General features: G+C 63.0%; 24 protein-coding genes. 20 read left to right on the top strand and 4 right to left on the bottom strand.

The window, feature by feature from the left end:
- Positions 1-160: 160 nt before the first annotated feature.
- The 18 genes from BQ4436_RS01110 to BQ4436_RS01025 all read left to right on the top strand — a co-directional run bounded on the left by BQ4436_RS01110 (position 161) and on the right by BQ4436_RS01025 (position 17,133).
- Positions 161-2,806: a translation initiation factor IF-2 N-terminal domain-containing protein gene (locus tag BQ4436_RS01110; RefSeq protein ID WP_369822019.1), complete on the top strand. Its 2,646-nt coding sequence runs from the start codon at positions 161-163 to the stop codon at positions 2,804-2,806.
- Between the two features lie 200 nt (positions 2,807-3,006).
- Complete coding sequence (rplU, locus tag BQ4436_RS01105; protein WP_070362040.1) at positions 3,007-3,312, top strand: 50S ribosomal protein L21; 306 nt, start codon at positions 3,007-3,009, stop codon at positions 3,310-3,312.
- Positions 3,313-3,337: 25 nt separating this feature from the next.
- Positions 3,338-3,658 (top strand): 50S ribosomal protein L27, encoded by a 321-nt coding sequence (gene rpmA / locus BQ4436_RS01100; RefSeq protein ID WP_070975223.1) that lies wholly within the window; start codon positions 3,338-3,340, stop codon positions 3,656-3,658.
- Between the two features lie 112 nt (positions 3,659-3,770).
- Positions 3,771-5,291 (top strand): GTPase ObgE, encoded by a 1,521-nt coding sequence (gene obgE / locus BQ4436_RS01095; protein ID WP_070975222.1) that lies wholly within the window; start codon positions 3,771-3,773, stop codon positions 5,289-5,291.
- A gap of 17 nt (positions 5,292-5,308) precedes the next feature.
- Positions 5,309-6,424, top strand: a complete 1,116-nt coding sequence (gene proB / locus BQ4436_RS01090) for a glutamate 5-kinase (RefSeq protein WP_070975221.1) — start codon at positions 5,309-5,311, stop codon at positions 6,422-6,424.
- A 21-nt stretch (positions 6,425-6,445) separates the two neighbouring features.
- Positions 6,446-7,354 carry a D-isomer specific 2-hydroxyacid dehydrogenase family protein gene (locus tag BQ4436_RS01085; RefSeq protein WP_070975220.1) on the top strand — a complete coding sequence of 303 codons (909 nt, stop codon included), beginning with the start codon at positions 6,446-6,448 and terminating at the stop codon, positions 7,352-7,354.
- A complete protein-coding gene (locus BQ4436_RS01080) occupies positions 7,354-8,619 on the top strand; it encodes a glutamate-5-semialdehyde dehydrogenase (RefSeq protein WP_070975219.1) in 1,266 nt (421 codons plus the stop codon). Before BQ4436_RS01085 ends, BQ4436_RS01080 begins: the two co-directional genes overlap by 1 nt.
- Positions 8,620-8,717: 98 nt before the next feature.
- Positions 8,718-9,647 (top strand): cutinase family protein, encoded by a 930-nt coding sequence (locus BQ4436_RS01075; RefSeq protein ID WP_070975218.1) that lies wholly within the window; start codon positions 8,718-8,720, stop codon positions 9,645-9,647.
- A 28-nt stretch (positions 9,648-9,675) separates the two neighbouring features.
- The gene (locus BQ4436_RS01070; RefSeq protein WP_070975217.1) at positions 9,676-10,092 is read left to right on the top strand and encodes a hypothetical protein; all 417 of its coding nucleotides are present in this window, start codon (positions 9,676-9,678) and stop codon (positions 10,090-10,092) included.
- Between the two features lie 4 nt (positions 10,093-10,096).
- Entirely contained in the window at positions 10,097-10,738 is a 642-nt protein-coding gene (gene nadD, locus BQ4436_RS01065; protein WP_369822018.1) for a nicotinate-nucleotide adenylyltransferase, read from the top strand.
- A gap of 56 nt (positions 10,739-10,794) precedes the next feature.
- Entirely contained in the window at positions 10,795-11,265 is a 471-nt protein-coding gene (rsfS, locus tag BQ4436_RS01060) for a ribosome silencing factor (protein ID WP_070478390.1), read from the top strand.
- Positions 11,266-11,269: 4 nt separating this feature from the next.
- Positions 11,270-11,908 carry a histidine phosphatase family protein gene (locus tag BQ4436_RS01055; RefSeq protein ID WP_083329373.1) on the top strand — a complete coding sequence of 213 codons (639 nt, stop codon included), beginning with the start codon at positions 11,270-11,272 and terminating at the stop codon, positions 11,906-11,908.
- Complete coding sequence (locus BQ4436_RS01050; RefSeq protein WP_070975215.1) at positions 11,909-12,706, top strand: DegV family protein; 798 nt, start codon at positions 11,909-11,911, stop codon at positions 12,704-12,706.
- Between the two features lie 127 nt (positions 12,707-12,833).
- The gene (locus BQ4436_RS01045) at positions 12,834-13,496 is read left to right on the top strand and encodes a ComEA family DNA-binding protein (RefSeq protein ID WP_070975214.1); all 663 of its coding nucleotides are present in this window, start codon (positions 12,834-12,836) and stop codon (positions 13,494-13,496) included.
- Between the two features lie 3 nt (positions 13,497-13,499).
- Positions 13,500-15,134 (top strand): ComEC/Rec2 family competence protein, encoded by a 1,635-nt coding sequence (locus BQ4436_RS01040; protein WP_070975213.1) that lies wholly within the window; start codon positions 13,500-13,502, stop codon positions 15,132-15,134.
- 5 nt (positions 15,135-15,139) lie between these two features.
- Positions 15,140-16,066 (top strand): DNA polymerase III subunit delta, encoded by a 927-nt coding sequence (gene holA, locus BQ4436_RS01035; RefSeq protein WP_070975212.1) that lies wholly within the window; start codon positions 15,140-15,142, stop codon positions 16,064-16,066.
- Positions 16,067-16,081: 15 nt separating this feature from the next.
- A complete protein-coding gene (locus BQ4436_RS01030; protein WP_070975211.1) occupies positions 16,082-16,489 on the top strand; it encodes an ankyrin repeat domain-containing protein in 408 nt (135 codons plus the stop codon).
- On the top strand, positions 16,489-17,133 hold the full coding sequence (locus BQ4436_RS01025) for a LysE family translocator (protein ID WP_070975276.1): 645 nt from the start codon (positions 16,489-16,491) through the stop codon (positions 17,131-17,133). Before BQ4436_RS01030 ends, BQ4436_RS01025 begins: the two co-directional genes overlap by 1 nt.
- Here the strand turns inward: BQ4436_RS01025 and BQ4436_RS01020 are convergent.
- The 3 genes from BQ4436_RS01020 to BQ4436_RS01010 all read right to left on the bottom strand — a co-directional run bounded on the left by BQ4436_RS01020 (position 17,120) and on the right by BQ4436_RS01010 (position 19,204).
- Positions 17,120-18,136 (bottom strand): CE1 family esterase, encoded by a 1,017-nt coding sequence (locus BQ4436_RS01020; protein ID WP_143000754.1) that lies wholly within the window; start codon positions 18,134-18,136, stop codon positions 17,120-17,122. The two genes, BQ4436_RS01025 and BQ4436_RS01020, sit on opposite strands and share 14 nt — an antisense overlap.
- A 98-nt stretch (positions 18,137-18,234) precedes the next feature.
- A complete protein-coding gene (rpsT, locus tag BQ4436_RS01015) occupies positions 18,235-18,498 on the bottom strand; it encodes a 30S ribosomal protein S20 (RefSeq protein WP_070362056.1) in 264 nt (87 codons plus the stop codon).
- 190 nt (positions 18,499-18,688) lie between these two features.
- On the bottom strand, positions 18,689-19,204 hold the full coding sequence (locus tag BQ4436_RS01010) for a type II toxin-antitoxin system PemK/MazF family toxin (protein ID WP_070362057.1): 516 nt from the start codon (positions 19,202-19,204) through the stop codon (positions 18,689-18,691).
- 81 nt (positions 19,205-19,285) lie between these two features.
- Between BQ4436_RS01010 and lepA the strand changes: the two genes are divergently transcribed.
- Together lepA and BQ4436_RS01000 are read left to right on the top strand one after the other, a co-directional pair.
- Entirely contained in the window at positions 19,286-21,142 is a 1,857-nt protein-coding gene (lepA, locus tag BQ4436_RS01005; protein WP_070975209.1) for a translation elongation factor 4, read from the top strand.
- A 310-nt stretch (positions 21,143-21,452) separates the two neighbouring features.
- Positions 21,453-24,476 (top strand): Rib/alpha-like domain-containing protein, encoded by a 3,024-nt coding sequence (locus BQ4436_RS01000; RefSeq protein WP_070975208.1) that lies wholly within the window; start codon positions 21,453-21,455, stop codon positions 24,474-24,476.
- A gap of 111 nt (positions 24,477-24,587) precedes the next feature.
- On the opposite strand, the gene BQ4436_RS00995 is transcribed toward BQ4436_RS01000, so the two are convergent.
- On the bottom strand, positions 24,588-26,303 hold the full coding sequence (locus BQ4436_RS00995; RefSeq protein WP_070975207.1) for an IS3 family transposase: 1,716 nt from the start codon (positions 26,301-26,303) through the stop codon (positions 24,588-24,590).
- Positions 26,304-26,351: the final 48 nt, after the last annotated feature.

The raw sequence follows: 26,351 nt of genomic DNA, 5'->3' as shown, positions 1-26,351 counted from the left end.
TACAACTTTCTGTAGGAACGTGTGTCAGCCGTGTGGCAGCGGCAACGGCTTCGCGCCCGGTTGACGCAGCTTGCAGATGCAAAAATATAGGAGCACGTACGTGGCGAAAAAATCTCATACCGAAATTCAGGACTTTGATCGATCAACCCTGAAAGACAAAATGCGGGTGTTCCAGCTCGCGAAGGCGTTGGGGGTGGCATCGAAGGACGTTGTCGTCGCGCTGACCGAGCTGGGGATTACAAAGGTTGCGCAGTCCTCGATTACTCGGGAGGAAGCCGAGAAGGTCATCGATGCGCTGCAGCAGCCCGCGGACAAGGCTGAGGCGAAGAAGTCGAAGGATAGCAGCGACGAAAAGATCCGCGAGCGGGTGCGCAAGGACGTAGAAAACGAAATCCACCAGATCGAGGAGAAGGTGGATGCCACCTTCGAGGTCGCCGACGAGCCAGAGCAGGAACCAACACCAGAGCCTGAACCAGAGCCGGAGCCCGAACCTGAAGAGGAAGCAACGGTCGAATACGCGCCGATCTTCAAGGCGCCGACGCGTCCAAAGCGCCGCCGGGCAGTGCGCACCTCCGAACCGAAGGAAGCGGATGAGGATGCCGCACCGAAGGGTGAAGTTGAGGAGCCCAAAGAGGAAGAACCTAAGGTCGAGGTTATTGACGAGCCGAAGGGGATCAGCGGTTCCGCCCGTCTGGAGGCGCAGCGTCGTCGGCGGAGTGAGCGTCGAGAAGCGGAGCGCCAGCGCTCCCGTATTGTTTCTGAGGCGGAATTCCTTGCGCGGCGCGAGTCGGTGCACCGCACGATGGTGGTGCGCGAGCGCGACCGCAACGACGGCCCAGGCCGCATCACGCAGGTAGCGGTCCTGGAAGACGGGCTGCTTGCGGAGCACTTTGTGTCCACGGACGATAACGCGTCGATCATCGGCAATATTTACATGGGCCGTGTCCAGAACGTGCTGCCGGGCATGGAAGCGGCGTTCATCGACATCGGAACCGGGCGCAACGCGGTGCTCTACGCCAGCGAGGTTGACTGGAAGGCTGCGAAGCTTGGCGGAAAGAAGCGCAGGATTGAGCACGCACTGAAGTCCGGCGACCAGGTGATGGTGCAGGTCTCGAAGGATATTAACGGGCACAAGGGTGCTCGCCTGACAACGCACATTTCGCTGGCCGGACGTTTCCTCGTGTACGTGCCGGGTGGCCGTAACGCTGGGATCTCCCGCAAGCTGCCCGTCACCGAACGCAAGCGCCTCAAGGGCATCCTCAACGAGGTTGTGCCTGGCAAGGGTGGGGCGATTATTCGTACGGCTGCCGAGGGCATGTCGAAGGAAGCGATTGCTGAGGACGTCCAGCGCCTGCACAAACAGTGGGAAATGGTGCAGGAAAAGGCAGAAGCCGCGAAGAACGGGAAGGGCTCGCGCCCGGTGCTGCTCTACGAAGAGCCGCGCCTGATCGTCCGCGTCGTCCGCGACGTCTTTAACGAGGACTTCTCTGAGTTGATCATCGACGGCAAGAAGTCCTACAACATTGCGCACGCTTACCTGCAGTCCGTCGCGCCTGACTTGTTGGGCCGCATAACCAAGTTTGACCGCTCCGAACACGACGGTGCCGACGCCTTTGCGGAGCACCGCATCGACGAGCAGGTCCAGAAGGCGCTTGCCCGCGTGGTGTGGCTGCCGTCGGGCGGCACGCTCGTTATTGAGCGCACCGAGGCCATGACGGTGATTGACGTCAACACCGGCAAATTCACCGGCTCCGGCGGCAACCTCGAGGAGACGGTCACCGCGAACAACTTGGAGGCCGCGGAGGAAGTCGTCCGCCAGCTGCGCCTGCGCGACATCGGCGGCATGGTGGTCATCGACTTCATTGACATGATCCTGGATGAAAACAAGGAGCTGGTGCTGCGTCGCCTGAAGGAAACGCTGGGCCGCGACCGCTCCCGCCACCAGGTCTCCGAGGTCACCTCGCTCGGCCTGGTACAGCTGACCCGCAAGAAGCTCGGCGACGGCCTGCTTGAGACCTACTCCAAGCCGTGCGAGTGCTGTGGTGGCCGCGGTGTGATCATCACCGAGGAGCCTGTTGAGCACGCGACGTACAACCCGGAGGAGGACGACCTGCAGCACCGCGGTGGCCGCGGCAAGCGTCGCGGGAAGTCGAATGGCGAGCGTTCCAACAAGAAGGCGGAGGAGAAGCGCCGCAGCAAGCTGGACGAAAAGGCTATCGACGAGCTGGTCGGCTCGGTTGTTTCCGAAGATAATGAAGCACACGAGGACAACGACGAGCCGAAGCCGCCTACAGTAGGTGAATCCTCCAAGCGCGAGTCTGGTTCGCGCCGTCGTGGGCGTCGAGGCACGGGCCGCGGGCGTGGGCGCGCGCAGGAACAGGACAAGCCGCAGGACAAGCCGCAGGAGCAGGCTCAAGAGAAAGGCAAGTCCGAGCAGACGTACGAGGAGGCCGTCGACGCCTTCGAGCGCTCCCCGCGCCGGAAGCGAGCGACCCGCGGTAACTCCCGTTCGGACCACAAGCCAAAGCGCGAAGATTTCGAACGCCAGGAGCACGTGCAGGAGCCTGCGAAGAAAGCTCCACGCGAGGAAGCGCAAGAGCAGCCGAAGGTGAAGGTGACGGAGTCTCCTCGCCGGCGCGGGCGTCGGCGCGCAGTGCGTAAGACGTCCCAGCCGCAGCAGCAAGAGCAGCCGAAGGCGAAGGAAACGAAGCAGAAGGCAACCAAGCCTGCGACGAAGAAACAGGAGTCGAAGGCGAGTGCGCGGCGCAGACGGCGACGCGCGACACGCCGAACCTCTTCCAAATAGAGGGACAGAGGGGTGCGGTTTGATAATCGCACCCGCTTCTGTGTAGTATTTGACAGTCGCTGTTTTGGGCTGTGAAGCCGCGCCGTTTACGCATGCAGGCACGGTGGAACACGAAAGGCCACAAAGCGCTAGAGAACTGTACCAACTGTCTTCTATGCATGCGGGGAGACACAACGAGTTTAGATAAGGGGTAACCCTCTATGTACGCGATCGTCAAGACTGGCGGCAAGCAGTACAAGGTTGCCGAAGGCGACCTCGTCAAGGTCGAGAAGATCGAGGGTGAAGCGGGCGACAAGGTTGCCCTCACCCCGGTTCTGCTCGTCGATGGCGCGGATGTCACCGCAGGCCCTGATGCTTTGTCCAAGGTTTCTGTTGAGGCTGAGATTGTCGAGCACGGCAAAGGCAAGAAGGTCGACATTCTGAAGTACAAGAACAAGACTGGCTACAAGGTCCGCCAGGGCCACCGCCAGCCACAGACAACCATCAAGATCACTGGTATCAAGTAAGACTTCCATCTAAGGAGATTCAGACATGGCACACAAGAAGGGTGCATCCAGCTCCACGAACGGTCGTGACTCAGAGTCGAAGCGCCTCGGTGTGAAGCGTTTCGGTGGTCAGCAGGTAAAGGCTGGCGAGATCATCGTTCGTCAGCGCGGCACCAAGTTCCACCCAGGCGACAACGTCGGCCGCGGTGGCGACGACACGCTGTTCGCACTTGCAGCGGGCGCAGTCCAGTTCGGCATTAAGCGCAACCGTCGCATCGTCAACATCGTCCCAGCGGACGGCGAGGGCGTTTCGGCAGAGGTGCTCGAGGCTGCAGAGGCAGCTGGCGTCGCACAGGAAACTGCGTAGCCCGTAGCAATACTTGAAACACCGCACACCCCGACCGGGTGCGCGGTGTTTTTCTTTCCCACAACCCGGTACCCTCCACTACTAGAACTCTTTTGCAAGGAAGGCGGAACTAATGGCCCAATTTGTTGACCGCGCGGTGCTGCACCTCCAGGCCGGTGACGGCGGACATGGCTGTGTCTCTGTCCACCGCGAAAAATTCAAACCCCTCGGTGGCCCGGATGGCGGCAACGGCGGCCACGGTGGTGACATTGTGCTGGAGGTGTCCAACCAGGTGCACACGCTGTTGGACTTCCAGTACCGCCCGCACGTCAAGGCGAAGCGCGGCGGCAATGGGGAGGGCGATCACCGAAACGGCGCCCGCGGAGAGGACCTTATCTTGGAGGTCCCAGTCGGAACCGTTGTGCGTAGTGAGGATGGCGAAATCCTCGCCGACTTGACGGTGCCGGGCACCCGTTTCCTTGCGGCTGAAGGCGGCTTCGGTGGGTTGGGCAACGCGGCTCTTGCCACTGCGAAGCGAAAGGCCCCGGGCTTCGCACTCAAGGGTGAGCCTGGCGAAGCGCACGATTTGATCCTCGAGCTGAAGTCCATGGCGGATGTGGGGCTGGTGGGGTTCCCGTCGGCGGGGAAGTCCTCGCTGATTTCGGTGCTCTCGGCCGCGAAGCCGAAGATCGCGGATTACCCCTTTACGACGCTCGCTCCGAACCTTGGCGTGGTCAACGTCGGCGATGATACGTACACTATCGCGGACGTGCCCGGCCTGATCCCTGGCGCGAGCCAGGGTAAGGGCCTGGGTCTGGACTTCCTGCGCCACATCGAGCGCACCGCGGTGCTCGCGCACATTGTGGACGTAGCCACGATGGAGCCGGGGCGCGATCCGATCTCTGACATTGAAGCGCTCGAGCACGAGCTTGACTCCTACGCCGACCAGCTTGACCTGGACTCTGGCCTCGGTGACCTGCGTGAGCGCCCTCGCATCGTCGTGCTGAACAAGATGGACGTGCCGGAGGCCCGGGAGCTCGCCGAGTTCTTGGAAGACGACATCAAGGAAAAGTTCGGCTGGGATGTATACATGATCTCCACCGCGACCCGCGAGGGCCTTGACCCGCTGAAGTGGGCGCTGTGGAAGATCGTGGAGCGTGCCAGGAAGCGACGCGTGAAAGCCGAGAAGGCAACTCCTACGGAGGTGCTGCGACCGAAGGCGGTTGCGCCACGGCGCCGTGGGCACGCGCAGGAGGGCGGCATCGAAGTTGTTCCTGACCCGATGTGGCCGGGCGGCTGGCTGGTCACTGGCGAGAAAGCAGAGCGCTGGATTCGCCAGACCGACTTCGAAAACGACGAGGCGGTCGGCTACCTCTCGGACCGCCTGAACAAGGCCGGCGTGGAAGACCAACTGCGTAAGATCGGCGCGAAGGAGGGAGACACCGTCACCATCGGCGAGATCTCGTTTGATTGGGAGCCATCGCGAGCGGGCGACCCAACCATGGCGGGACGTGGCCAGGACGCCCGACTCTACGACACCACGCGCGCGTCCGCATCGGAGCGCAAGCGCGCGTCCCAGGCGCGCCGCGGGCTTATCGACGAGTTCGATTTCGGCGACGGGGAGACAGCCGACCGGGAACGTTGGCAGGGTTAGCGCTACACTGAGCTGCTATGAACGCAGCAACAACTTCGGAGGCACAGCTTCGCAGCCACATTGCTGGTGCGAAGCGGGTCGTCGTCAAGCTTGGTACTTCCTCACTGGTCAATGAGGATTCCTCGGTGAGCAGGGTCAAGATTGACCGCCTCGTGGATGCGCTAGTGGACCGCATGGATGCGGGCACGGACGTCGTGGTGGTCTCCTCCGGCGCGATCGCGGCGGGCATGAGCCCGCCGGGGCTGCGCACGCGCCCTTATTCCCACTCCGGTGTGGATAAAAGGCCGTCGGGACCCGGCGCCACGCGCTTCGCCAGGCATGGCCGCACGGTGGGCCAGGTGCTGCTGACGCAGGCCGATGCCGGCGTGCGGGAGCGCGCGCGGAACGCCCAGCGCACGATCGACAGGCTGCGGCAGCTGGGCACTGTGCCGATCGTGAACGAGAACGACACGGTGGCGACCTCCGAGATGCGCTTCGGCGATAACGACAGGCTCTCGGCGATTGTGGCGACGCTCATCGGAGCCGATGCCCTCGTGTTGCTTTCAGATGTCGACGGCCTCTACGACCGCAACCCGGCCGACCCCGAGGCGCGCTTTGTCTCTGAGGTCCGCACCGGCGGTGACCTCGAAGGCGTCGTGGCCGGTGACGGTGGTGCGCTCGGGACCGGGGGAATGGCGGCGAAGGTGTCGGCGGCGCGGCTCGCAGCCCGCGGCGGAGTGCCCGTGCTGCTGACCAGCGCAACCAAAATTTCGCAGGCGCTGCAGGACGCAAGCTGCGGGACCGTCTTCCACACCCGTGAGCAGTCAACGCTTAGGGCGTGGAAGTTCTGGGCGCTCTACGCCGCGGACGCAGAGGGTGTGTTGCGCCTCGACAAAGGCGCCGTGCAGGCGGTCACCAGTGGGGGCACGAGCTTGCTCGCGGTGGGTATCACCGACATCGAGGGGGACTTCCACGCCGGTGACATCGTGGAGATCCTGGGGCCTGACTCGGAAGCCGTCGGGCGCGGCGAGGTTGCGTATGATGCCGCGGAGCTTGCCGGCATGCTGGGCAAGCACACGGATGAGCTGCCGGAAGGGCAGCGCAAACCCGTCGTGCACGCCGACTATTTATCAAATTTCGCCACCCGTCTGTAAATACACGCTAGGTTGGGGTGCATGAAATTTGCATTCTTACCGAAACCTTGGGACGCAGTCGTCGATGACCTGACAGATCACGGCCACACGTTTGTGGACCTCGACGAGTCTCCAGACGTGTTGGTGTTTCGCGGGAATCCGGAAGATTTCCCAGAGGAATTACCGCCGAGCGTGAAGCTTGTGCAGGTGGCGTATGCGGGCGTCGAAAAGCTGGTAGAGGCAGGGGTGCTCGATGTCGATGTGCCGGTGGCTAATGCCGCTGGGATATACGACGACACTGTGGCCGAGGCGGCACTGGCGCTGCTGTTGGGGGTGCTGCACCGGCACAAGGCGGTGACGCCGCAGTGGAACGACAGGCAGCTCAACGAGGAGACGGACTACCTGTTCGACAACAAGAAGGTCGCGGTGATTGGGGCGGGTGGCATCGGTAAGATGCTGATCCGCTTCCTCGAGCCGTTCGGGCCGGAGATTATTGCGGTGAACCGCTCCGGCAACCCGGTGCCGGGGGCCAAACGCACCGTGGCGATGTCCGAGGCGCAGGATGTGTGGTCGGAGGCGGACTACTTCGTGCTCATCGCGCCACTGACGAAGCAGACGCACCACCTCGTCAACGCGGAGGTGCTGCGCGCGATGAAGCCGAACGCGGTGGTGGTCAACGTTGGCCGTGGCCCACTGATTGATACGGAGGCGCTGACCAAGGCCCTGCAGGATGGCACGATTGCTGGCGCTGGCCTGGACGTGACGGACCCTGAGCCGCTGCCGGAGGATCACCCGCTGTGGCAGATGGACCGCTGCCTGATTACCCCGCACACCGCGAACATCCCGCGCTACATGCAAGCGCGCGTGGGTGAACTGACACGCCGAAACTGGGAGGCACTGCAAGAGGACCGCCCGTTGCCGACGCAGATTGATGTGGAGGAAGGATACTAATGACGACTATCGAAGCTCAGGTACTGCAGTTGGCGAAGGCTGCGAAGCAGGTGGCGCCGGTGATCGCGACGCTACCGACCGTCCGCAAAAACGCTGTGCTGCAGCACGCGGCGCAGGCGCTGGAAGCACGTACTGCGGAGATTCTGCAGGCCAACGCCCGCGACATCGAGGAAGGCCGCGCGGCTGGCATGGACGAAGCGTTGGTAGACAGGCTCGCGCTGGATGAGCAACGCATCGCGGGCATCGCGGACGGACTGCGTCAGGTCGCGAGCCTCCACGACCCAGTTGGGGATGTGGTGCGCGGCGGCACGATGTACAACGGGATCCGGATGCGCCAGGTTCGCGTGCCGCTCGGCGTGATGGGCATGGTCTACGAGGCCCGCCCGAACGTCACGGTCGATGCGTTTGGCCTGGCGCTGAAGTCAGGCAACGTGGCACTGCTGCGTGGTTCGAAGTCGGCGGCGCATTCGAACGCGGCGCTGGTCGCGGTGCTGCAGGGCGTGCTGGCGAAGGAGGGGCTGCCAACCGAGGCGGTCCAGCTGCTGCCGAGCGACTCGCACGACTCCGTCACCGCGCTCATCACGGCACGCGGCCTCGTCGATGTGGTCATTCCGCGCGGCAGCGCCCGGCTTATCGACGCCGTCGTTACCCAAGCAACCGTGCCAACCATCGAGACCGGCACCGGCAACTGCCACGTATACGTGGATGCTTCAGCGGACATTCAGCAGGCGATCGACATTGTCGTCAATGGCAAGACGCGCCGGGTGTCGGTGTGCAACGCGACTGAAACGGTGCTGCTTGACGCGGCGTTGCCGGATGCGGACAAGCTGGCCGTCGTAAAGGCACTGCAGGACGCCGACGTGACCGTCCACGGGGACCCGGCAGCACTTGGTGCGTTTGGGGCTTGCGACGTAGTCGAGGCCGACGAGCACGATTGGGCGGAGGAGTACCTTTCGATGGACGTTGCCGTCGGTGTCGTCGACGGCGTTGAGGGGGCCGCGAAGCACATTGCACGCTACTCCTCGGGGCACACGGAAGCCGTGGTCGCCACTGATGCACGCGTGCTGCAGTACTTCGCGGACCACGTGGATTCGGCAGCCATCATGCTCAATGCCTCGACCGCGTTTACGGATGGCGAGCAATACGGCATGGGTGCAGAGATCGGGATCTCTACCCAGAAACTGCACGCACGTGGACCAATGGCGCTGCCTGAACTGACAAGCACGAAGTGGATCCTGGAGGGCAGCGGGCAGACTCGAAGTTAGGAAAATGGTGTGGGCGGGCTACACTAATGCGCAGTTTCTTCACACCCGGAGTCCAAGGTGTGACTCATCCATAGAGAAGGTGCATAGTGTTCCGCAAAATGCGTACGTTTTTCCGTCGTCGGCTACCCGTGACTGCAGTTGCGTTCGTCGCAGCAGCAGCTGCGGTGGTTACCCCCGTGCTGCCGACGGAGGAAGCGACCGCCCAGCAGCGGTGCCCTTCGGTTGCGGTAATCGCTGCACGCGGCTCCGGTCAGAATAACCAGATTTACCGAACACGCTATGCCGGGGAAGCCCCGTGGACCTCGAATGGTTGGGAGGGGGAGACCATTCGCGCTTTCCTTCGCTATTCGGAGTCGCGCTACCGTGCCACTCACGGCGGGAACTCCCTGATGAAGGACGTGGAAGTCCTCGGTATGGAGCCGCGCTACTACCCAGCGATTTACCCGGATTATGATATCCCTTCCGTTGCAGCACCCGCGACGCTGCTGCAGGCGCTGGGTTTGGCTATCCAGTACGCGGTGCCGTTGTTTACGATGGCGCGACAGGCTGGCACGGACTTTATGGACTCCGTCAACATTGGTCGTACTGGCGTGATGGCGCTGGTGAACGACTACGAACGCGCGAGCGGGTGCCACCCGAAGTACGTGCTGTCCGGTTACTCACAGGGCGCGATGATCCTGCTGGAGCACGAGCGTGAGCTGGCACGCCGCGGCAAGCTGGCGGGCGTTGTCTACTTTGGCAACCCGATGACTGCTGCGCGTGATGCTGGCACGGTGGGCGTGACAAACGGCGGTGCAGGCGGCATGCTTGGCTTCCTGCCGTTTAACACCCGCACCGCGGGTGCGACCCGCAACAAGGTCAACTACTGCTTGCCGCTGGACGCAGTGTGCGATCTTTCCGTCCAGGTCCTGCGGGCCGCTGCCCCGACGGGCGGTACCCACGGCCAGTACTTCCTGCGGTGGAACCGTTGGGATGACCAGGTGGCAGACTCTTTTGGTCGCTTTGTTGATCAGGTTCGGTACCGCTAAGAGTTGAAGGAAGGACAAGGACACAGTCATGGTTTCGTGGAAGCGGGCAGCGTGTAGCGCTCTTGTAACAGCGACGCTGTTGACCAGTGGGGTGTCGGTTGCGCAGGCTCAGGAGACTGAAGCAGGCGTGGCGGTGCCGACGCCCTCACGCGGGGTATACATCCAGTCGCAGAAGTGCCAGTTCCGGACGGATGGCAAGGGCAACGTACTTGTCGACGCCAACGGGCAGCGCATCCCAGTGCTTGACGAGCATGGCAAGCCGGTGTGTGAAGACCTCAACGCCAGCTCGATGTCATCGATGAAGCAGCGCCCAGATTCATCCGCAGAAGGCAAGGAGAAGTTGCCGTGGTGGGGCATCCTGCTCATTGTGCTTGGCTCAATTGTTGGCGTGGGGCTTACAGCGTTCTGGCTCGCTTTCGAGCAGGCGAACGTCTGGATCGGGTAAGCACGTGGCAGAGGCCGTAGCAGCGTCATTGCGCGACGCCCGACGCGTGGGCGTCATGGGCGGTACTTTCGACCCGATTCACAACGGCCACCTCGTGGCCGCGAGCGAGGTCGCCGACCGTTTTGACCTCGACGAGGTCGTGTTTGTGCCGACGGGTCAGCCCTGGCAGAAAGCGGATCGGCAGATCACCGACTCTGAAGATCGCTACCTCATGACGGTCATCGCGACTGCCTCGAATCCGAGGTTCTCGGTCTCTCGGGTAGACATTGACAGGGAGGGGCCGACCTACACCCTGGACACGCTGCGGGATTTGCGCGCCCTGTTGCCGCAGGCGGAACTGTTCTTTATCACGGGTGCGGATGCGTTGGCGTCGATAATGTCGTGGCGCGACTGGGACTTGATGTTTGACCTGGCGCAGTTTGTCGGCGTGACGCGCCCCGGCTACGAACTGAGCGAATCCTTCCTGCCCGAAGACGTGCAGGAGCAGGTGCATTTGATTGAGATTCCTGCGATGGCGATCTCGTCCACGGGGTGCCGCGAGCGCGCCAAAGAAGGCCGCCCGGTGTGGTACCTGGTGCCAGATGGCGTGGTGCAGTACATTGCGAAAAACGACCTATATCGTTCAAGTGGCGAACAGCGCCCTTAGCGTGGGACAATAGGCGCGTTACTGCTATTTTTCATTACTGACGAAGGACTGAGTACTTGACTGCTCTGCAGATCTCTCTTGATCAGGCCGCGATCGCCGCGAAGGCCGCCGACGAGAAGCTCGGCGAGAACATCGGCGTCATCGATGTGTCGAACGTGATCGGCATTACCGATATTTTTGTGATTGTCTCCGCGGACAACGAACGCAAGGTAAACGCGATCGTCCAGGAGATTGAGGACGACATGACCGACGCCGGTTTCGAGCCGAAGCGCCGCGAGGGCGTTCGCGAAAACCGCTGGGTGCTGCTGGACTACGGCAACATCGTGGTGCACGTGCAGCGCAGCCCGGAGCGCGATTTCTACGGCCTGGACCGCCTGTACGCAGACTGCCCGGCCATTAGCGTGGAGGGCCTGCCAGCCTACGAGCGCCCGGGTGCGTTCGCGGACGGCGAGAGTGTGCGTTCGGCACAGCAGATTGAAGACCTTCCGCTGGCGGGCGATGCCCCTGAGGACGAGGACGAGTTCTAACACCATGGCGCGACGACTCATCTTGCTGCGACATGGCCAAACCACGTATAACGCCACGTCGAGGATGCAGGGGCAACTCGACACGGAGTTGTCGGAAGAGGGGAGGCAGCAGGCGCGAAACATTGCGCCGGTGTTGGCAGAAATGGGCGTCGCCAAGATTGTGGCTTCGGACCTGAGCAGGGCTGCAGTCACGGCGCAGATCGTCGCGGAGCACCTCGAGCTGCCGGTGACCTATGATGCGCGCCTGCGCGAGACGCACCTCGGGCAGTGGCAGGGCAAGACACACGCCGAGGTCGATGGTGTCGACGGCAGCGTTCGCGCCCACTGGCGCAATACCCCAACGTGGGCGCCGCCGGAAGGCGAGAGCCGGATTGACGTCGCGCAACGGGCGCGCCCGGTTGTTGACGAGTTGATGGAGCATTTCGACGAGTGGGATGACGCGGCGGTGCTGCTTGTCGCCCACGGGGGTACGATCGCGGCGCTGACGTCGAGCCTGCTGGACCTGGAGATCTCGCAGTACCCGATGATGAAAAGCCTGCGTAACGCGAACTTTGCGCAGCTGCAGGCGTTGCCGCGCTACGGCGAGCCGGACACTGGCGTGCAGTGGTACCTCGAGGCGTGGAACCAGGGGTTGACGGTCTAAATGGCGGTACGGGTTGTTGTTGATTCCTCGGCGGGTTTGCCAGCTGATATTGCCAGTGAGCTCGACATTACGGTGCTCCAGCTGCACGTCATGGAACAGTCTGAGGATGACGAGGTGTCGACGAGCGGGCTGTCCGCAATCGAGCTTGCCGCCGCGTACGGGCGCCAGATCGAGCGCTCTGGGGACGATGGCGTGGTAGCCCTACACCTGTCGAAGCACTTTTCTTCCACCTGGTCCGCGGCGGTCTCTGCATCGGGGGTGTTCCCGGGGACCGTGCGTGTGCTCGAGACCAGCACCGTCGGCATGGCGGTCGGGGCGGCAGCGATGGCGGCGGCCACCGTGGCGCGTGAGGGCGCGAGCCTCGACGAGGTAGAAGCGATGGCCTCGTCCACGTTGAAGCGCTCGGAGACGTGGTGCTACCTGCACCAGCTGGACTGGCTGCGCAAGTCTGGCAGGATTTCCACGGGGACTGCGGTGTTGTCGGCGGCGTTGCTGGCAACGAAGCCGATTCTGCGGATGCACAACGGCAAGCTCGAGTTAGCCGGCAAGACTCGCACCCAGACGAAGGCGTTTTCCAAGCTCACGGAGCTTGTTTTGGAGCGTGCGGATTCCCAGCCGGTATTTGCTGCGGTGCAGCATGCGGACGCGGAAGAGTCCGCGCAGCAGCTGGCGGGCATGCTCGAAGAGGTCCTGCCGAGGCACTCGCGGGTGCTGGTGGAGCCAATGGTCGACGTGCTTGCGGCGCACACCGGGCCCGGCGCGATCGGGCTGTCGGTCGTGTTTGGTTCACGCACGTAGCGGCGCTGTCAAGGGGGTTGGCTGCGGCTGTGGAGAAGTAGCCTGCACGGGGTGTGCGGTTTGGGGGTTGTCCACAGCGGGTTTGCTTGGTCTGTTGGGGCGAGGACACCGGTTTTAGCCTGTGGTTATGCAGGTCAGTGAACGGATTCAAGAGCTTACGCGCCCGACTGGTGAAGAGGCGCTGCTGCAGGTGAAGTACCCGACTCCTCGCGTGCACGTTCCGGTGAAGCCGGCGGCCGCGGTGATGGGGGTTGTGATGAGCCTACTGGTGCTGTGGGCGGTGGTGCAGGTCCGCGGCCCGGACGTGGCGGAGGAGGACGCGCCTGTTTGGGAGAACGTTGCTACTGCGACCGATGTGCCGGAGCGCGTGGTGGTTGCGGTGGTGGGGGAGGTGGCAAATCCTGGGCTGGTGACGCTGAACCAGGGTTCCCGTGTGGCGGATGCGCTGGATATTGCGCAGCCGCTCGACCACGCGGACTTGCTGCAGTTGAACCTCGCTCAAGTGCTTGTCGACGGCCAGCAACTCCACGTCGTCGCAATCGGTGAAGGCCCTGCCGTGCTAGGTGGGGATGGTGGTGGTGGTGCTGTGGAGGCGAAAGGTCAGATTTCGCTCAACGGGGCGTCGGCCGCGCAGCTGGTCACGCTGCCTGGTGTAGGGGAGGCGACCGCGGCGGCGATTGTCGCGCACAGGGAGGCGAACGGCCCGTTCCAGAAGGTCGAAGATCTGATGCAGGTCAAGGGGATCGGCCCTGCGAAGTTTGAGGCGATTGCGCCGCTGGTGGGGCTGTAAGCGGTGCAGGAGCTTCGGCTGGTGCCCACGGCGCTGTGCGTCTGGATAGCGACGATCGCGGCTGTTGCCCTCGCGCCGTGGGCGGGGTTCGCGGTAGTTGCCGCGGCGGTAGTGCTGTGCGGGTGTGCGCGTGCGGTGGGCCAGGCGGTGCTGGTCAGTTCCGGTGGCGTGGCGGCCGTCGTGGTGGCCTGGGTCCGCATCGCGGTGGCGCGGGCGGGGACGTTGCGCCTGCCGGTGGAGGCCACCGTGACCGCTGCCCCAAAGGAGCTTGCCTCTGGCGGGATGCTGGTACGCGTGCGCGCCGGGAGCGGTGGCGCGGAGCTGCCGGTGTTTGTCCGCGGCGGCGTCCCCGATGGGGTAGTCAGTGGTGCGACGGTGCGGGTGGACGGCACCGTGTCGGAGTCTTCGCGCGCGGGCGTGAACCCGTGGGCGGTCAATGGCACGATCGAGCCGTTAACAGCTCCGACGGGTGCATCCGGGTGGGCGCAGCACGTGCGGGCAACGTTCGCCGATGCGGTGCGCGAGCACGTCGGGGAACACTCGCAGGGCCTCATCCCGGGCATGGTGCTGGGCGACACCTCGATGCAGGGGGCGTCGGAGCAACAAGCGTACATCGCTACCGGGCTGTCGCACCTCTCGGCGGTATCGGGTGCGAACGTTGCCATCGTGACCACGTTCGCCGTGGTAGTAGCTGCAGCACTGCGCATCGGGCTCTATGGCAGGCTCGTTGCAGCGGGTGCTGCGTTGGCGGTGTTCGCCTTGCTCGTTGGGCCGGAGCCGAGCGTGCTGCGAGCATCGGTGATGGGGCTGGTGGGACTCGTTGCGGTGGTGGCGTCGAGTCAAACGGAGGTCATCCACGCGTTGTGTCTAGCGGTGATCGCGCTTATTTTCTTCGATACCGACCTGGCGATGCACTACGGGTTCGCGCTGTCGATAGCGGCGACCGTCGGCATCGTGGTGCTCTTCCCGCTGTTTTACAAGGCGCTCGCACCGACGGCGTTGCCGGACATCCTCGTACGCGCCGTCGCGGTCGCCATTGCCGCCGACGTTGCGACGATGCCGCTCGTAGCCGCGATGGCGGGGCAGGTCTCGCTGGTCTCTGTTGGCGCGAACGTGCTGGTGGCCCCCGTCACGCCCCTGGTGACGGTGCTCGGGCTGTGCGCGGTGGTGCTGGCGGTGCTACCGGGAGGTCTTGAGGCGATCGTGCTGTGGGTGATCTCCCCGCTGACCTGGTGGGTCCACACCGTGGCTGAACGTGGAGCGGCGCTGCCTGCCGCGACTGTCGCTGCGAATCCGGTGACGGTGCTCATCGGCTACGGATGGGTGGTCGCCGTGCTGTTGCTTGTGCCGTGGCGCCGCCAGACACTGGCGCTGTGCCTGACCTGCGCGGTGGTAGCAAGCGCTTGTATCGCGTGGCCACGAGGCACCGTTGTGGATCCCGCGACGCTCCGCAGCCACGTCGTGGCCACCAAAGACGACATCCTCCCCGTCCCACCAGGCACCCAGCTCGTTGTGGTGTTGGAAGAAGGCAGCGCACCCAAGCGGCCGGCAGCAACCCCGGACGGCATCCCCGTCATCTTCCCCAACCGGGGAGCGGTGCCCGTCCTCTACGCAGATGGGAGGCAACAGCTACGCTAAGAAGCATGCTCAACCCAGTGCACCTGGTCCTCGGGGAAGACGAGTTCCTCGCCGAACGCGCCACCAAAGCCATCATCGCCCAGCTCAGCCCATCTGCGGAGCGCACCACCCTACGCGCAGGCGACGTCACCGAAGGCGAACTGGCCATGGCGACCAGCCCGTCACTGTTCGCCGAGGAACGCATCGTGTTGGTCAAGAACACCGAACTGGCAGGCAAGGAACCGCTCGAGATCCTGCTGCGCGCCTGCGTGGACCCGGCGCCCGGTATGACGCTGATCATCGAGCACTCCGGAGGTGGGCGTCAAAAAGCCTATGTAAAGAAGTTCGAAAAGATCGCCGAGGTCCACCGCGCGAACCCGCTGCGCGACCGCGACCGGCACTCGTGGCTCACCCAGGAGTTTAGGCGCTACGGGCAGCGCCCAACCCCGGACACTGTCGCGGCACTACTCGAATCAGTAGGTTCTGACCTGCGGGAACTCGCCAGTGCGGTGAGCCAGCTCGTGGCGGACACCGACGGGGAAGTCGACGTAAACGCTGTGCGCAACTACTACACGGGCGTGGCGGAAGTCGCGGGCTTCGACATCGCGGAGCAGGCCATCGCCGGACGCGGCGACCGCGCGCTCGCCTCCACACGCCGGGCACTGCAGCTGGGCACGAGTCCGGTGGCGATCGCGGCGGCGCTCGCGCACAAGGTCGGGGACATCGCCAAGCTGTACGGGGTGCGGGGTAACCCGGACCAGCTCGCGCGGACGGTCGGGATGCACCCCTTTGTGGTGAAGAAGACCATGAACGTTGCGCGTCAGTGGTCGGGTGATGCGGTGTCGCAGGCCGTCATCATTGTCGCTGAGCTGGAGTCTACGGTGAAGGGCAATGGTGGGGAGCCGGAGTACGCGGTGGAAGAAGCAGTCCGCAGGATTGCCCAACTCGCGTGATAGCGTAAGAAAACTATGACGCAGCAACAACCGAACGAGATCCCCGAAGACGTCCAAGCCTTCGCCACCCGCCTATTCCAGATGGCGCGTGACGGCGAGGCAACCCTGCTCGATTACGTTGACCAGGGCGTCGACGTCAATCTGGCGAACCAGGACGGAAACTCGTTGTTGATGCTCGCCAGCTACTCCGGGCACCTCGCCCTGACCGAAGGGCTCATCGCGCGTGGCGCGGATGTCAACGCCCTGAACGCTCGCGGGCAAAGCCCGCTGGCAGGGACGATCTTCAAGAAGGAAGACGACATCGCCCGTGCACTTATCAACGCGGGTGCCGACGCCACCATCGGCACTCCGAGTGCCATCGACACGGCGAGCATGTTCGGTCGCGAGGACCTCATCGACCTGCTTCAGGGCACGCAGCGGTGATCGCGCCGGCAGATCTCGCGGTCATTGTCGGTCTGAACTTGGTTGGTGCAGCCGCGCCTGGGCCCGACGTCATCCTGGTCACGCGTACCGCGACGCGCTCGCGGCCGCACGCGTGGGCAACGACGTGCGGAATCCAGCTCGGTGTGCTGTGGTGGTGCTCGCTGACCGTGTTCGGTGCGGCGGCGCTGCTGACCGCCGTGCCGCGCGCGCTGCAGGTAGTGCAGGTGATCGGCGGAGCGTATCTGGTATGGATGGGTATCAACGCGGTGCGCCAGGGTTGGCGCGACCGGCGCAACCCACCGCTTTCCCTCGAGGAAGCAGAGCAGCGGCTCGGTAGCCTGCGAGCCAGCTTTGTTCGGGGACTTTCGACGAACCTGGCGAATCCGAAAATCGTGCTGGCGTTGTCCGCCATGATTGCGCCACTGCTGCCAGCTAGTCCGTCGTGGGCAACGCAGATTGTGGTGATCCTGTCGCTGTGGGCCAGCTCGTTCATCCTGTTCGGCGTGCTCACGCAGGTGGTGTCTACGAACCGGGTGCGGCGCAAATTACTAGCCGCCGGGCCCGTAATCGATATGGGCTCCGGCGGCTTCTTCTGCGTTGTTGGCGCGCTCCTCGTGGTGCGTGGTCTGCTTAGCGCAGGCTGAGCAGGAAGTCCACGGTGGCGGTACTTGCAGATGGATCCGTGAACCACGTGTGGCCGCCACCTTCGACGCGCTGCAGCTCAGTTCGGGCGCCACAGGCAGGGCTCAACGTGGTGACGTTGCCCAGGCGGGTCTCGGTGGCGGAGCCCGCGATGCAGCCGTTCTTGTCCATGAACAGGTTGAACACGTCGTTGACCGAGCGGAACGCGGCTCCGTGGCGGGTGCCGCCGTCGTAGCCGACGACGTTGTCGTTGGTGCCGTGCATGATGAGCGTCGGCACGGAACCGCTCTTGCAGCCCTCGACGGTCGGGTTGTAATAGGCGCCCGCCACAGAGGCGATGCCGTTGACCAGCTCAGGGGCGTGGCAGGCGAGCGAGGCCACCATGCCGCCACCGTTGGAAAGTCCGACGGCGCTCACGCGGTTGCGGTCGGCGCCGAAGTTCTCGACGAGGTCGTCGATAATCGCGCGGGTGTATGCAATGTCCTCGCGCGTCGACGTGCGGGCGTACGGCGCACCCGCCCAGGCCTGGGACTCGCCCTCGGCGTAGACGACGATGGCGCGGCCCGCTGCCGCGGACTCGAGGTGGGCGTAGCCCTGCATCTGGTCGGCGGTGTGCTGCCACCCGCCGTAGCCAATGATGACGGGGTAGGACTTTCCTTCCTCATAGCCCGAGGGCAACACCACATTGTAGGAGCGCGACAGGCCATCAGCGTTGACGGTGCGGCGCTCCTGGGAACCGCGGCGGCCCGGCTCGTGCGAGGAGCCGATCGTGCCGGTGACCGGGCCCAAAATCACAATGGCCGCGACAAGGCCGACGAGCAGCGCCAGCCGGTCCAACCGAATGTTCTGCGGGTTCAACATCTTCTGGAGCTGACGCAAGTCAGGCATCTGCTGCGCCTGAGCGGTAGGGGTGACGGCGGACTGCTCAGGGGCCACCGCTACGGCGCCCAACGTCAGAGTTGTAGCTGTTACTGCTGCGCAAAGCGCACGACGATAGTTCTTCACAAATTCAGTATCGTAGAGCAGATCCAGCAATGTTACGAATGCAAAAAATCCTGCGCACCGGACGGAGCCGGGGCACAGGATTGCTATGCGCGAAAAGCTTAGGCCATCTTGTTCAGAGCGCGAGCCATGTTCGACTTCTTGTTCGCCGCGTTGTTGCGGTGGAACACGCCCTTGGACACAGCCTTGTCCAGCTTGCGGGAAGCGAAACGCAGCTGCTTCTCAGCGGCAGCCTTGTCGCCGGACTCAACAGCCTCACGGAACTTACGGATCTCCGTGCGGACAGCGGAACGGACGGACTTGTTGCGAACGCGACGCTTCTCGTTGGTGAGAACGCGCTTCTTCTGCTGCTTGATGTTAGCCATAATGTGCACCTCTTAAATAAGTTGGTATCGATTGCAATGTCGAAGATTCGGCAACGGGCTGTTGCTGCGTAATGCTTTGAACTTGACGCGAACCCAAGGTCCTGCCCGCGTAGATCACGCACCCGAAACCGGATACAAACAACTCGACTAAGATACCCCACCACGAGAAACGGGGCAAGTGGCAGGCTTACTAGGTCCAGTGGTAGGTGTCGCGCAGCCGGTTCGCCACGCGATCGAAGCGCCGAGCGGGGAGGGTGGCGCCTCGCCGGTGGATACTTGCCTCCGGCACGACAAGCAGCAGGTCCAGGCGCAGCCAGCCGGGCTGACCGGAGGCGTCCCAGTCCCCGGTGCCGATGCCGAGCCACTCCTCAGTGGCGGACGCAGGGTCCGACACCGGCTCCTCGCCGCAGTGGATGAGCAGGGCGAGAACATCGTGGTGGTCGCGTCCGACGACGAGCATCGCGCGTTCCTCCGGGGGAGTCGACGGCACGAGCGCCCACACGACCTCGCCGGGTTCGGCGTTGCCGTCCATGTCCGGACCGTAATACAGGTTCCGGGCGTGTTGCTCCGTAGGTTGGACGTCGATACGCGTGGCGGTGGTGCGGGTCTTGGTGCCGGGGGTGAGCCCGAGGCGCTCGTTGAGCAGCGCGAGCCCCTCCTCGAGGGAGGCACGTCGTTGCTGTTGAAGCTTGCGCCAGAAAACCATGGTGCAAACTTTAAGTGTTTTGCCTGGCCTGGGCAAGGTTGTGTTTCGAAATGGGGCACTGCGAGGTAGAGTGGCACAATTATGGCTGCCCAAAAACGAAATTTCGCGGAAACCACGTTCACGGACCCGGAGCGGATCCGAAACTTCTGCATTATTGCCCACATTGACCACGGAAAATCCACGCTCGCGGACCGCATTTTGCAGCTGTCTGATGTCGTCGAGGCCCGTGAGATGCGTGATCAGTACCTGGACAATATGGATATTGAACGCGAGCGCGGCATTACTATTAAGGCCCAGAACGTCCGCCTGCCATGGACACCACGCTCCGGCGAGTTCGAGGGCCAGGAGATGGTCCTGCAGATGATCGACACGCCGGGCCACGTCGACTTCTCCTACGAGGTCTCGCGCGCACTCGAGGCGTGTGAGGGCGCAATCTTGCTTGTCGACGCCGCCCAGGGCATCGAAGCCCAAACCCTCGCGAATCTGTACATGGCCATGGACAATGACCTGGAAATCATCCCGGTTCTTAACAAGATCGACCTTCCGGCAGCCGACCCGGAGAAGTACGCGCTGGAGATCGCCAACATTATCGGCTGCGAGCCGGAGGACGTGCTGCGCGTGTCAGGCAAGACAGGTGAAGGCGTCCCGGAGCTTCTGGATAAGGTCGTCGAACTAATCCCGGCACCATCGTCAGAGTTTGACGCCGATGCGCCGGCCCGCGCCTTGATCTTCGACTCCGTCTACGACACCTACCGCGGCGTCGTTACCTACATCCGCATGATGGACGGCAAGCTGCTGCCGAACCAGCAAGTGCAGATGATGAACATCGGCGTGCGCCACGAGATCCTCGAGATCGGCGTGGTCTCTCCAGCCATGAAGAAGACCAAGGGGCTCGGCCCCGGCGAGGTCGGCTACCTGATCACCGGCGTGAAGGATGTGCGCGAAACCCGCGTCGGCGACACCGTGACCTGGGCTAACAAGGGCGCAGAGGAGCCACTCGACGGCTTCGAAGAGGTCAAGCCGATGGTGTACTCGGGCCTGTTCCCGGTCTCGCAGGAGGACTTCCCGGCGCTGCGCGAATCGCTGGAGAAGCTGCAGCTTAACGACGCCTCCCTGACCTGGGAGCCAGAGACCTCTGTGGCGCTGGGCTTCGGTTTCCGCTGCGGCTTCCTGGGGCTGCTCCACATGGAGATCACCCGTGACCGCCTCGAGCGCGAGTTCGACCTGGACCTGATTTCCACCGCGCCGTCGGTCACCTACCGCGTGATCGCCGAGGACGGCTCAGAGCAGATGGTGCACAACCCATCCGACTGGCCGGGAGGCAAGCTGCAGGCGGTGTACGAGCCGATCGTCAACATGACGATCATCGTCCCGCAGGAGTTCGTCGGCACCACGATGGAGCTGTGCCAGTCGAAGCGCGGCACCATGAAGAACATGGAGTACCTCTCGGAGGACCGCGTCGAGCTGCGTTACTACATGCCGCTCGGCGAGATTATCTTCGACTTCTTCGACATGCTCAAGTCCCGTACCAAGGGCTATGCCTCCCTGAACTACGAGGACGCCGGCGAGCAGGAAGCGGACCTGGTCAAGGTGGACATCCTGCTGCAGGGTGACCCCGTGGACGCGTTCTCCGCGATCGTGCACAAGGACTCCGCGCAGTGGTACGGCAACAAGATGACCAAGAAGCTCAAGGAACTCATCCCACGCCAGCAGTTCGAGGTCCCCGTCCAGGCGGCGATTGGTTCGAAGATCATCTCGCGTGAAAACATCCGTGCGCTGCGCAAGGACGTGTTGTCCAAGTGCTATGGCGGCGACATTTCGCGTAAGCGCAAGCTGCTGGAGAAGCAGAAGGCCGGTAAGAAGCGTATGAAGGCGATCGGCTCGGTCACCGTGCCGCAGGAGGCGTTCGTCGCGGCGCTGTCGACCGACGAGGCGTAGCCCCTCAGCGCCGAGTGTGGTGGAAATCACCACGCCATTTACGGTCTATATTCTTTGTGGGACATCCACCGCGTGAGTGTGCGGTGGATGTTTTTGTGACCTTGAAGTTTCGTTAGTGTGCGGCGCCTGTTTGTGGCCAGGTGTCGAAAATGTACTGTATGGGCTACGGCGTGACGGCTCATAAATGTGCAGGCAGGAGAATTGTCTACCGTGTTTCATATGTTTTTGTCGGGCTAATTAGGATGCGTGTTTTCGGGAAACTTTGAAGTAGCATCAGGGCGATTTTATTGCCTCCGAAAGGACACCCCTCATGCGAAACTTTGGAGCGTCCCGCGCCGCCCGCCGACGTGCGCTGATCGCCGGAACCATCATCTGCTCACTCGCGCTTAACGACGTGCCCGTTCTCGCGGCGGACCCGCACCCCGCTGTAGAGCAGGCACAATCTGCAAATGACGCCATCGCCGCCGGCCGCGTCACCTCGCTGGAGCAGATCGAGCAGCAGCAAGTACAAGGAGTCGTGCAGGGTCGCGCAGTGCTGGCCACGGACGCCTACTCGCTGAACGCTCAGCAACAAGGACTCGGAAACGGCTACACCGTCTACCTGCAGTGGATGGACAACACGTCCCCGGCGTCCCCAGTCTTTGCTGCGGGCACCCACACACTTGCCGACGGCACCCCTCCGGGAGAAGGCTACTTCGTCTTCGACAACCTCGACTGGGTTGACTCCGAAGGCACCCTGCACCGCTTTGCCCCGGAATCTGGAGGCAAGCGGACCCGCTACAAGCTGTGGCTGCGCCCCAACCAGCAAGGCCCCGCCGGCAACACCCTGGTCACGCTGCGCCAGGGACCAGGTTCCGGTGTCGGATTCATGAGCCCCGACACCGACGAATTACTCGGCGCCAAAGTCATCGAAGGCTCCGCACTGACGCACGCCCACATCTACGCCGCCGAACAACCCGCCACCGCCGACGCCCCCTTCGCGTTCGCCCGCCCGCGCGCTGAGTGGAAACTCGACGAGAACGGTCCTGCCGCAGATCGACCACAGTACTCAGTCTCCGGCGCGGTGTACTGGTCCAGTATCAACCAGGAAGACGGATTCCCGCGCAAAACCGAAGGCCAAGATGGCGACGGCCACTACGTGGTGATGAGCCGCTTGAGCGAAGAGGGCGTCGAAAAGCTGAGGGAGGCCACCGGCGACATCGCAGACCCTGCCGAGCTTTCCCGCGCACAGGCAGCATTCTTGCGCGAACACCCCGAAGCGATCGCTGAAACCGTGATGGCCAAGGTCGAGCACGGCCACTACACCGTGCGATTCAGCGGACGCGTAACCGAAGACTCGCTGTACGGCTTCGTCGTCGCAGGATCGAAGCACTCCGGGCCAACGCAGCAGGTGCTCCCGGCGTACTCGGGATGGTCCGTGCCGATGTTTGGCCCCGCTGGCGAACACTCCGTACTCCCGGCGGCCCAGTACCGCGCGGAAGGCATCTTCGCCGCCGACGGCGTCCACTTCGCCCTCGTCCCCGACGCCTCCGACCCCCGCCTCCACCTCAGCGCAACCACCGGCCTGCACCGCGCCGCGCCTGGAGCCGACGTGCACCCTTTCGTAGAAATGGTTTCCGCACTTGGCCAGTCCGCCGACATCGAGTGGACCAACGCGCGAGGCGAAATCGTCGGCGCCTGCAACGACGACAACCTCAACACCTGCACCTTCACCGTCCCCGACGACACCCCCGACGGCGCCACCTTCCAGGGTCGATTGATGCTCGAGTCCCAAATTGTGGACTCCGCACAATTCTCAGTCAGCGCCAAACCACTCGCCGAGGACTACCAGCCGGAATGGCAACCAATCACCGTCGAAGCAGGGAAGCGCACCACGGCGCCGGCACCCACACTCGCCCCCACAGGTCGTCCCGCGCCTGACGACGTCAGCTTCGCCCGCGACGCCCACACACAAGATTGGGTCACCGTGTCCGCCGATGGATCCCTCACCGTAACCCCGCCCGCCGGGACAAAAGCCGGGCGCCACGACGTCCCGGTTTTGGTCACCTACCCGGACCAGTCCACCGAGACGGTTACTGTCGCTGTGACAGTGTCCGCGGCTGAGGCCACGCCGTCGAGTTCGGCGCCGAGTGTGGTGCCGAGTGTAGCGCCTAGTTCGACGTCTACTCCGAAGACGAAGCCGTCCGCCCCGCGGACAACCACGCAGGTTCCGTCGAGCGTTGAAAGTTCCGCGCCGCGGACAACCGCGAAGCCGAAGCCTTCAACTGCAACGTCTGCTCCGAAGACCTCTCCGCGGACAACCGCAACCACCAAACCGTCCGCCCCGCGGACAACCACGCAGGTTCCGTCGAGCGTTGAAAGTTCCGCGCCGCGGACAACCGCAACCACCAAGCCGTCCGCGCCGCGGACAACCGCAACCACCAAACCGTCCGCCCCGCGGACAACCACGCAGGTTCCGTCAAGCGTTGAAAGTTCCGCGCCGCGGACAACCGCAACCACCAAACCGTCCGCCCCGCGGACAACCACGACCACCAAACCGTCCGCCCCGCGGACAACCACGAAGCCGAAGCCTTCAACTGCAACGTCTGCTCCGAAGACCTCTCCGCGGACAACCGCAACCACGAAACCGTCCGCCCCGCGGACTACTAGGCCTGCTCCGTCGAGCGCTGAAAGTTCCGCCCCGCGGACAACCGCGACCACGAAACCGTCCGCCCCGCGGACAACCGCGACCACGAAACCGTCCGCCCCGCGGACAACCACGACCACCAAACCGTCCGCCCCGCGGACAACCACGAAGCCGAAACCATCGGTTACGACGTCGGCTCCGGAGTCCACGCCGCGGACAACCACGACCACCAAACCGTCCGCCCCGCGGACTACTAGGCCTGCTCCGTCGAGCGCTGAAAGTTCCGCCCCGCGGACAACCGCGACCACGAAACCGTCCGCCCCGCGGACAAAGAAGGCACCAACTCTGGACACTGTCGTTGAGGGAGCGACAGAGCTCCGTGGTGGGGCTGATCGTGCAGGTCAGACGTTAACGGTGTCAGTGACTGGCCAGGGCGAAAGCTCTGTTCAGGCGGACAGTAAAAAGAGGTGGAGTCTTCGGTTGTCGCAGCCGCTCAAGGCAGGAGACATCGTGAAGGTTCGTGATGCTGCCGGCAACGAAACGAAAATGACTGTTCAAGCGAAACCGACGGCAGCACCTATGCCAGGCTCTTCGAAGGGCAGCATCGTTGGTATCGTGCTCGGAATCTTGGCGGTGTTGATCGGTGGTGCTGTCGCGTTCGGGCTGCACACGGGTATGTTGAAGCTGCCCGGGGTGCTGCATCGATGAGGTGAGGCTCGGCCGTAAAACCTAAAAGGTAGTAACAGGATTGTAGTAATCCCTTTTTCCGGGGCTGCGGATGTTTTGTTGGAGTGCATCACGAGGGACTTTGTCTCGTAGTTATGCACTCAGTGCCTGTCTATGCTCAGCGATGGTCGTATAACCATCACCAAGTGTCGACTTCAACCTTGTATGGATATAGAAGTCAATGTAGGACTCAATATACTCGCGCATCTGCGCAACTGTCATCTGCGACGTATGCGCCCTGCCTTTGAGTAGTTCTTGTTTCATCGTGCCGAAGAACCCTTCTGTGCGCGCGTTATCACCACTGGTGCCCTTCCTGGATAGTGACGGGATGTAGCGCCACCTGGCCCGACACCACTTGCCTTCCTGACACTTCGGACAGTCCAGGCGGTTATGCGTGTGATCGGTAATCAACTTCACCCACTTAGTGCTGCGGTAGAGTCCACCCCGGTCAGAATGGATAATTGGCTGCACCCCGTCAGGTTTTACCGCATCAATACGCGCGATCATGTCTGCGACCAGATCATGATTCGGTGATGTCGACATGGTCACCGCAATGGGCATTCCGTCATAGAAGTCAATAGCGGCAGACAGATAGAGTTTGCCGTCTGGGCAGTGGATTTCTGTGACATCGGTACCGATTTTTTCCCACGGTGTATCAGCATGAAAATCATGGATTAATCCCTTGGCATCAGCGTGGGTGCGAAAGTGCTCAGATAGCTCGATGACTTCAGGCGTTGGCTGCTGTGCGGTGTCGTGACATGCACACGCAGTGGTGCGGGGTTTGACCAACAGGAGGTTTGCTGGACTGTGGGCGGTCTCACCGGTGTAGGACGAGTACTTCGTTGACTGCTTCGCCGGTGGCCTGCATGCAAGTTCACCCATTAACTCACGCACGATCTTTTCCGATACCCGATGTCCTCGAGCTTTCAGCCAGGCATGGATACGCCGATACCCATAGCTTTGATTCGACTCGGCAACTGCTTGCAGGATCATCGGTTTGTACTGCTCACGACGCGCACTACGCCGGGCCAGCACACGCTGATGCTTGCCCTGGTGGTGATAAAACGTTGACTCGGCAATACCAACAAGCTGACACGCTTTCTTGATAGAGACACCGCGGGCGTCCGTGATGGCAACAACGACGGCGGCCTTCGCCGCTGTCGTGAGTACACCGTCACGGACGGTGACTTTTCCCTGCGTCTCACCACCCATGAGTACTTCAATAATCGCGTCTTTGACTGCTTGGCGGTCACGTTCATCAGCCAGCATCTTTTTCAACACTTCCGGATCATCCGGCAAAGCATCCAAGTCAGGTATTGGGCCAGGCCCGGGCAACCACTCATCAACCGGGCGTGGCGGTGTCGCAGTGTTGCGGTTGATGGTGGTTCGTTGGTGTTTGCGGGCTCGTTTGGTTTTGCGGTTATAACTCACGCGTTTCATTGTGGCTTGATATGCCGCATCGAACGTCATCGACGCTGCGTCGTTGCGTTCTTCTTCGTCAGGCCATAATTCACGCGTCCACCTGCCTACCGAGTGAAATGACACCTGGAACTCCGCCGCGATCCGGCGCAGTGACTTCGTGGAGGTCAGTCTGCGCGCGACGGCTTTGGCGATCGCCTCCGCGGTTGGGGGACCATCAGATCGGATGTAGCCGTTGCGTCTGTCAGTAATCCAGTTTTTCACCGAGCCTGCTGCGGGGCGTCGGCCGGTAACGTGTGCTACCCAGTCGCAGACCTCGGGGGTGGTCATGCCTTCGAAGTACTTGTCGACCGCGGACTCGCGGACGGTGTCGGGGAACTTTGCGGGCATCGGAATACCTTCCAGCCCTCAACACTCCAACGAAATGTCCGCGCTCCC

Origin of the sequence: Corynebacterium sp. MC3, from assembly GCF_900099485.1 — a bacterium.
GTDB classification, from domain to species: Bacteria; Actinomycetota; Actinomycetes; order Mycobacteriales; family Mycobacteriaceae; genus Corynebacterium; species Corynebacterium pseudogenitalium.
Note: the sequence above shows the minus strand (reverse complement) of the source record. Positions and strands in the feature narration are given on the sequence as shown.

Bases quoted from the DNA above. Each gene is read 5' to 3' on its own strand.
- BQ4436_RS01070 (WP_070975217.1), top strand. From the start codon at position 9,676: ATGGTTTCGTGGAAGCGGGCAGCGTGTAGCGCTCTTGTAACAGCGACG.
- BQ4436_RS01085 (WP_070975220.1), top strand. From the start codon at position 6,446: ATGAAATTTGCATTCTTACCGAAACCTTGGGACGCAGTCGTCGATGAC.
- lepA (WP_070975209.1), top strand. From the start codon at position 19,286: ATGGCTGCCCAAAAACGAAATTTCGCGGAAACCACGTTCACGGACCCG.
- proB (WP_070975221.1), top strand. From the start codon at position 5,309: ATGAACGCAGCAACAACTTCGGAGGCACAGCTTCGCAGCCACATTGCT.
- BQ4436_RS01000 (WP_070975208.1), top strand. From the start codon at position 21,453: ATGCGAAACTTTGGAGCGTCCCGCGCCGCCCGCCGACGTGCGCTGATC.
- BQ4436_RS01110 (WP_369822019.1), top strand. From the start codon at position 161: ATGCGGGTGTTCCAGCTCGCGAAGGCGTTGGGGGTGGCATCGAAGGAC.
- BQ4436_RS01045 (WP_070975214.1), top strand. From the start codon at position 12,834: ATGCAGGTCAGTGAACGGATTCAAGAGCTTACGCGCCCGACTGGTGAA.
- rplU (WP_070362040.1), top strand. From the start codon at position 3,007: ATGTACGCGATCGTCAAGACTGGCGGCAAGCAGTACAAGGTTGCCGAA.
- BQ4436_RS01055 (WP_083329373.1), top strand. From the start codon at position 11,270: ATGGCGCGACGACTCATCTTGCTGCGACATGGCCAAACCACGTATAAC.
- BQ4436_RS01030 (WP_070975211.1), top strand. From the start codon at position 16,082: ATGACGCAGCAACAACCGAACGAGATCCCCGAAGACGTCCAAGCCTTC.
- BQ4436_RS01050 (WP_070975215.1), top strand. From the start codon at position 11,909: ATGGCGGTACGGGTTGTTGTTGATTCCTCGGCGGGTTTGCCAGCTGAT.
- BQ4436_RS01010 (WP_070362057.1), bottom strand. From the start codon at position 19,204: ATGGTTTTCTGGCGCAAGCTTCAACAGCAACGACGTGCCTCCCTCGAG.
- rpsT (WP_070362056.1), bottom strand. From the start codon at position 18,498: ATGGCTAACATCAAGCAGCAGAAGAAGCGCGTTCTCACCAACGAGAAG.
- obgE (WP_070975222.1), top strand. From the start codon at position 3,771: ATGGCCCAATTTGTTGACCGCGCGGTGCTGCACCTCCAGGCCGGTGAC.
- holA (WP_070975212.1), top strand. From the start codon at position 15,140: ATGCTCAACCCAGTGCACCTGGTCCTCGGGGAAGACGAGTTCCTCGCC.
- BQ4436_RS01075 (WP_070975218.1), top strand. From the start codon at position 8,718: ATGCGTACGTTTTTCCGTCGTCGGCTACCCGTGACTGCAGTTGCGTTC.
- BQ4436_RS00995 (WP_070975207.1), bottom strand. From the start codon at position 26,303: ATGCCCGCAAAGTTCCCCGACACCGTCCGCGAGTCCGCGGTCGACAAG.
- BQ4436_RS01080 (WP_070975219.1), top strand. From the start codon at position 7,354: ATGACGACTATCGAAGCTCAGGTACTGCAGTTGGCGAAGGCTGCGAAG.
- rpmA (WP_070975223.1), top strand. From the start codon at position 3,338: ATGGCACACAAGAAGGGTGCATCCAGCTCCACGAACGGTCGTGACTCA.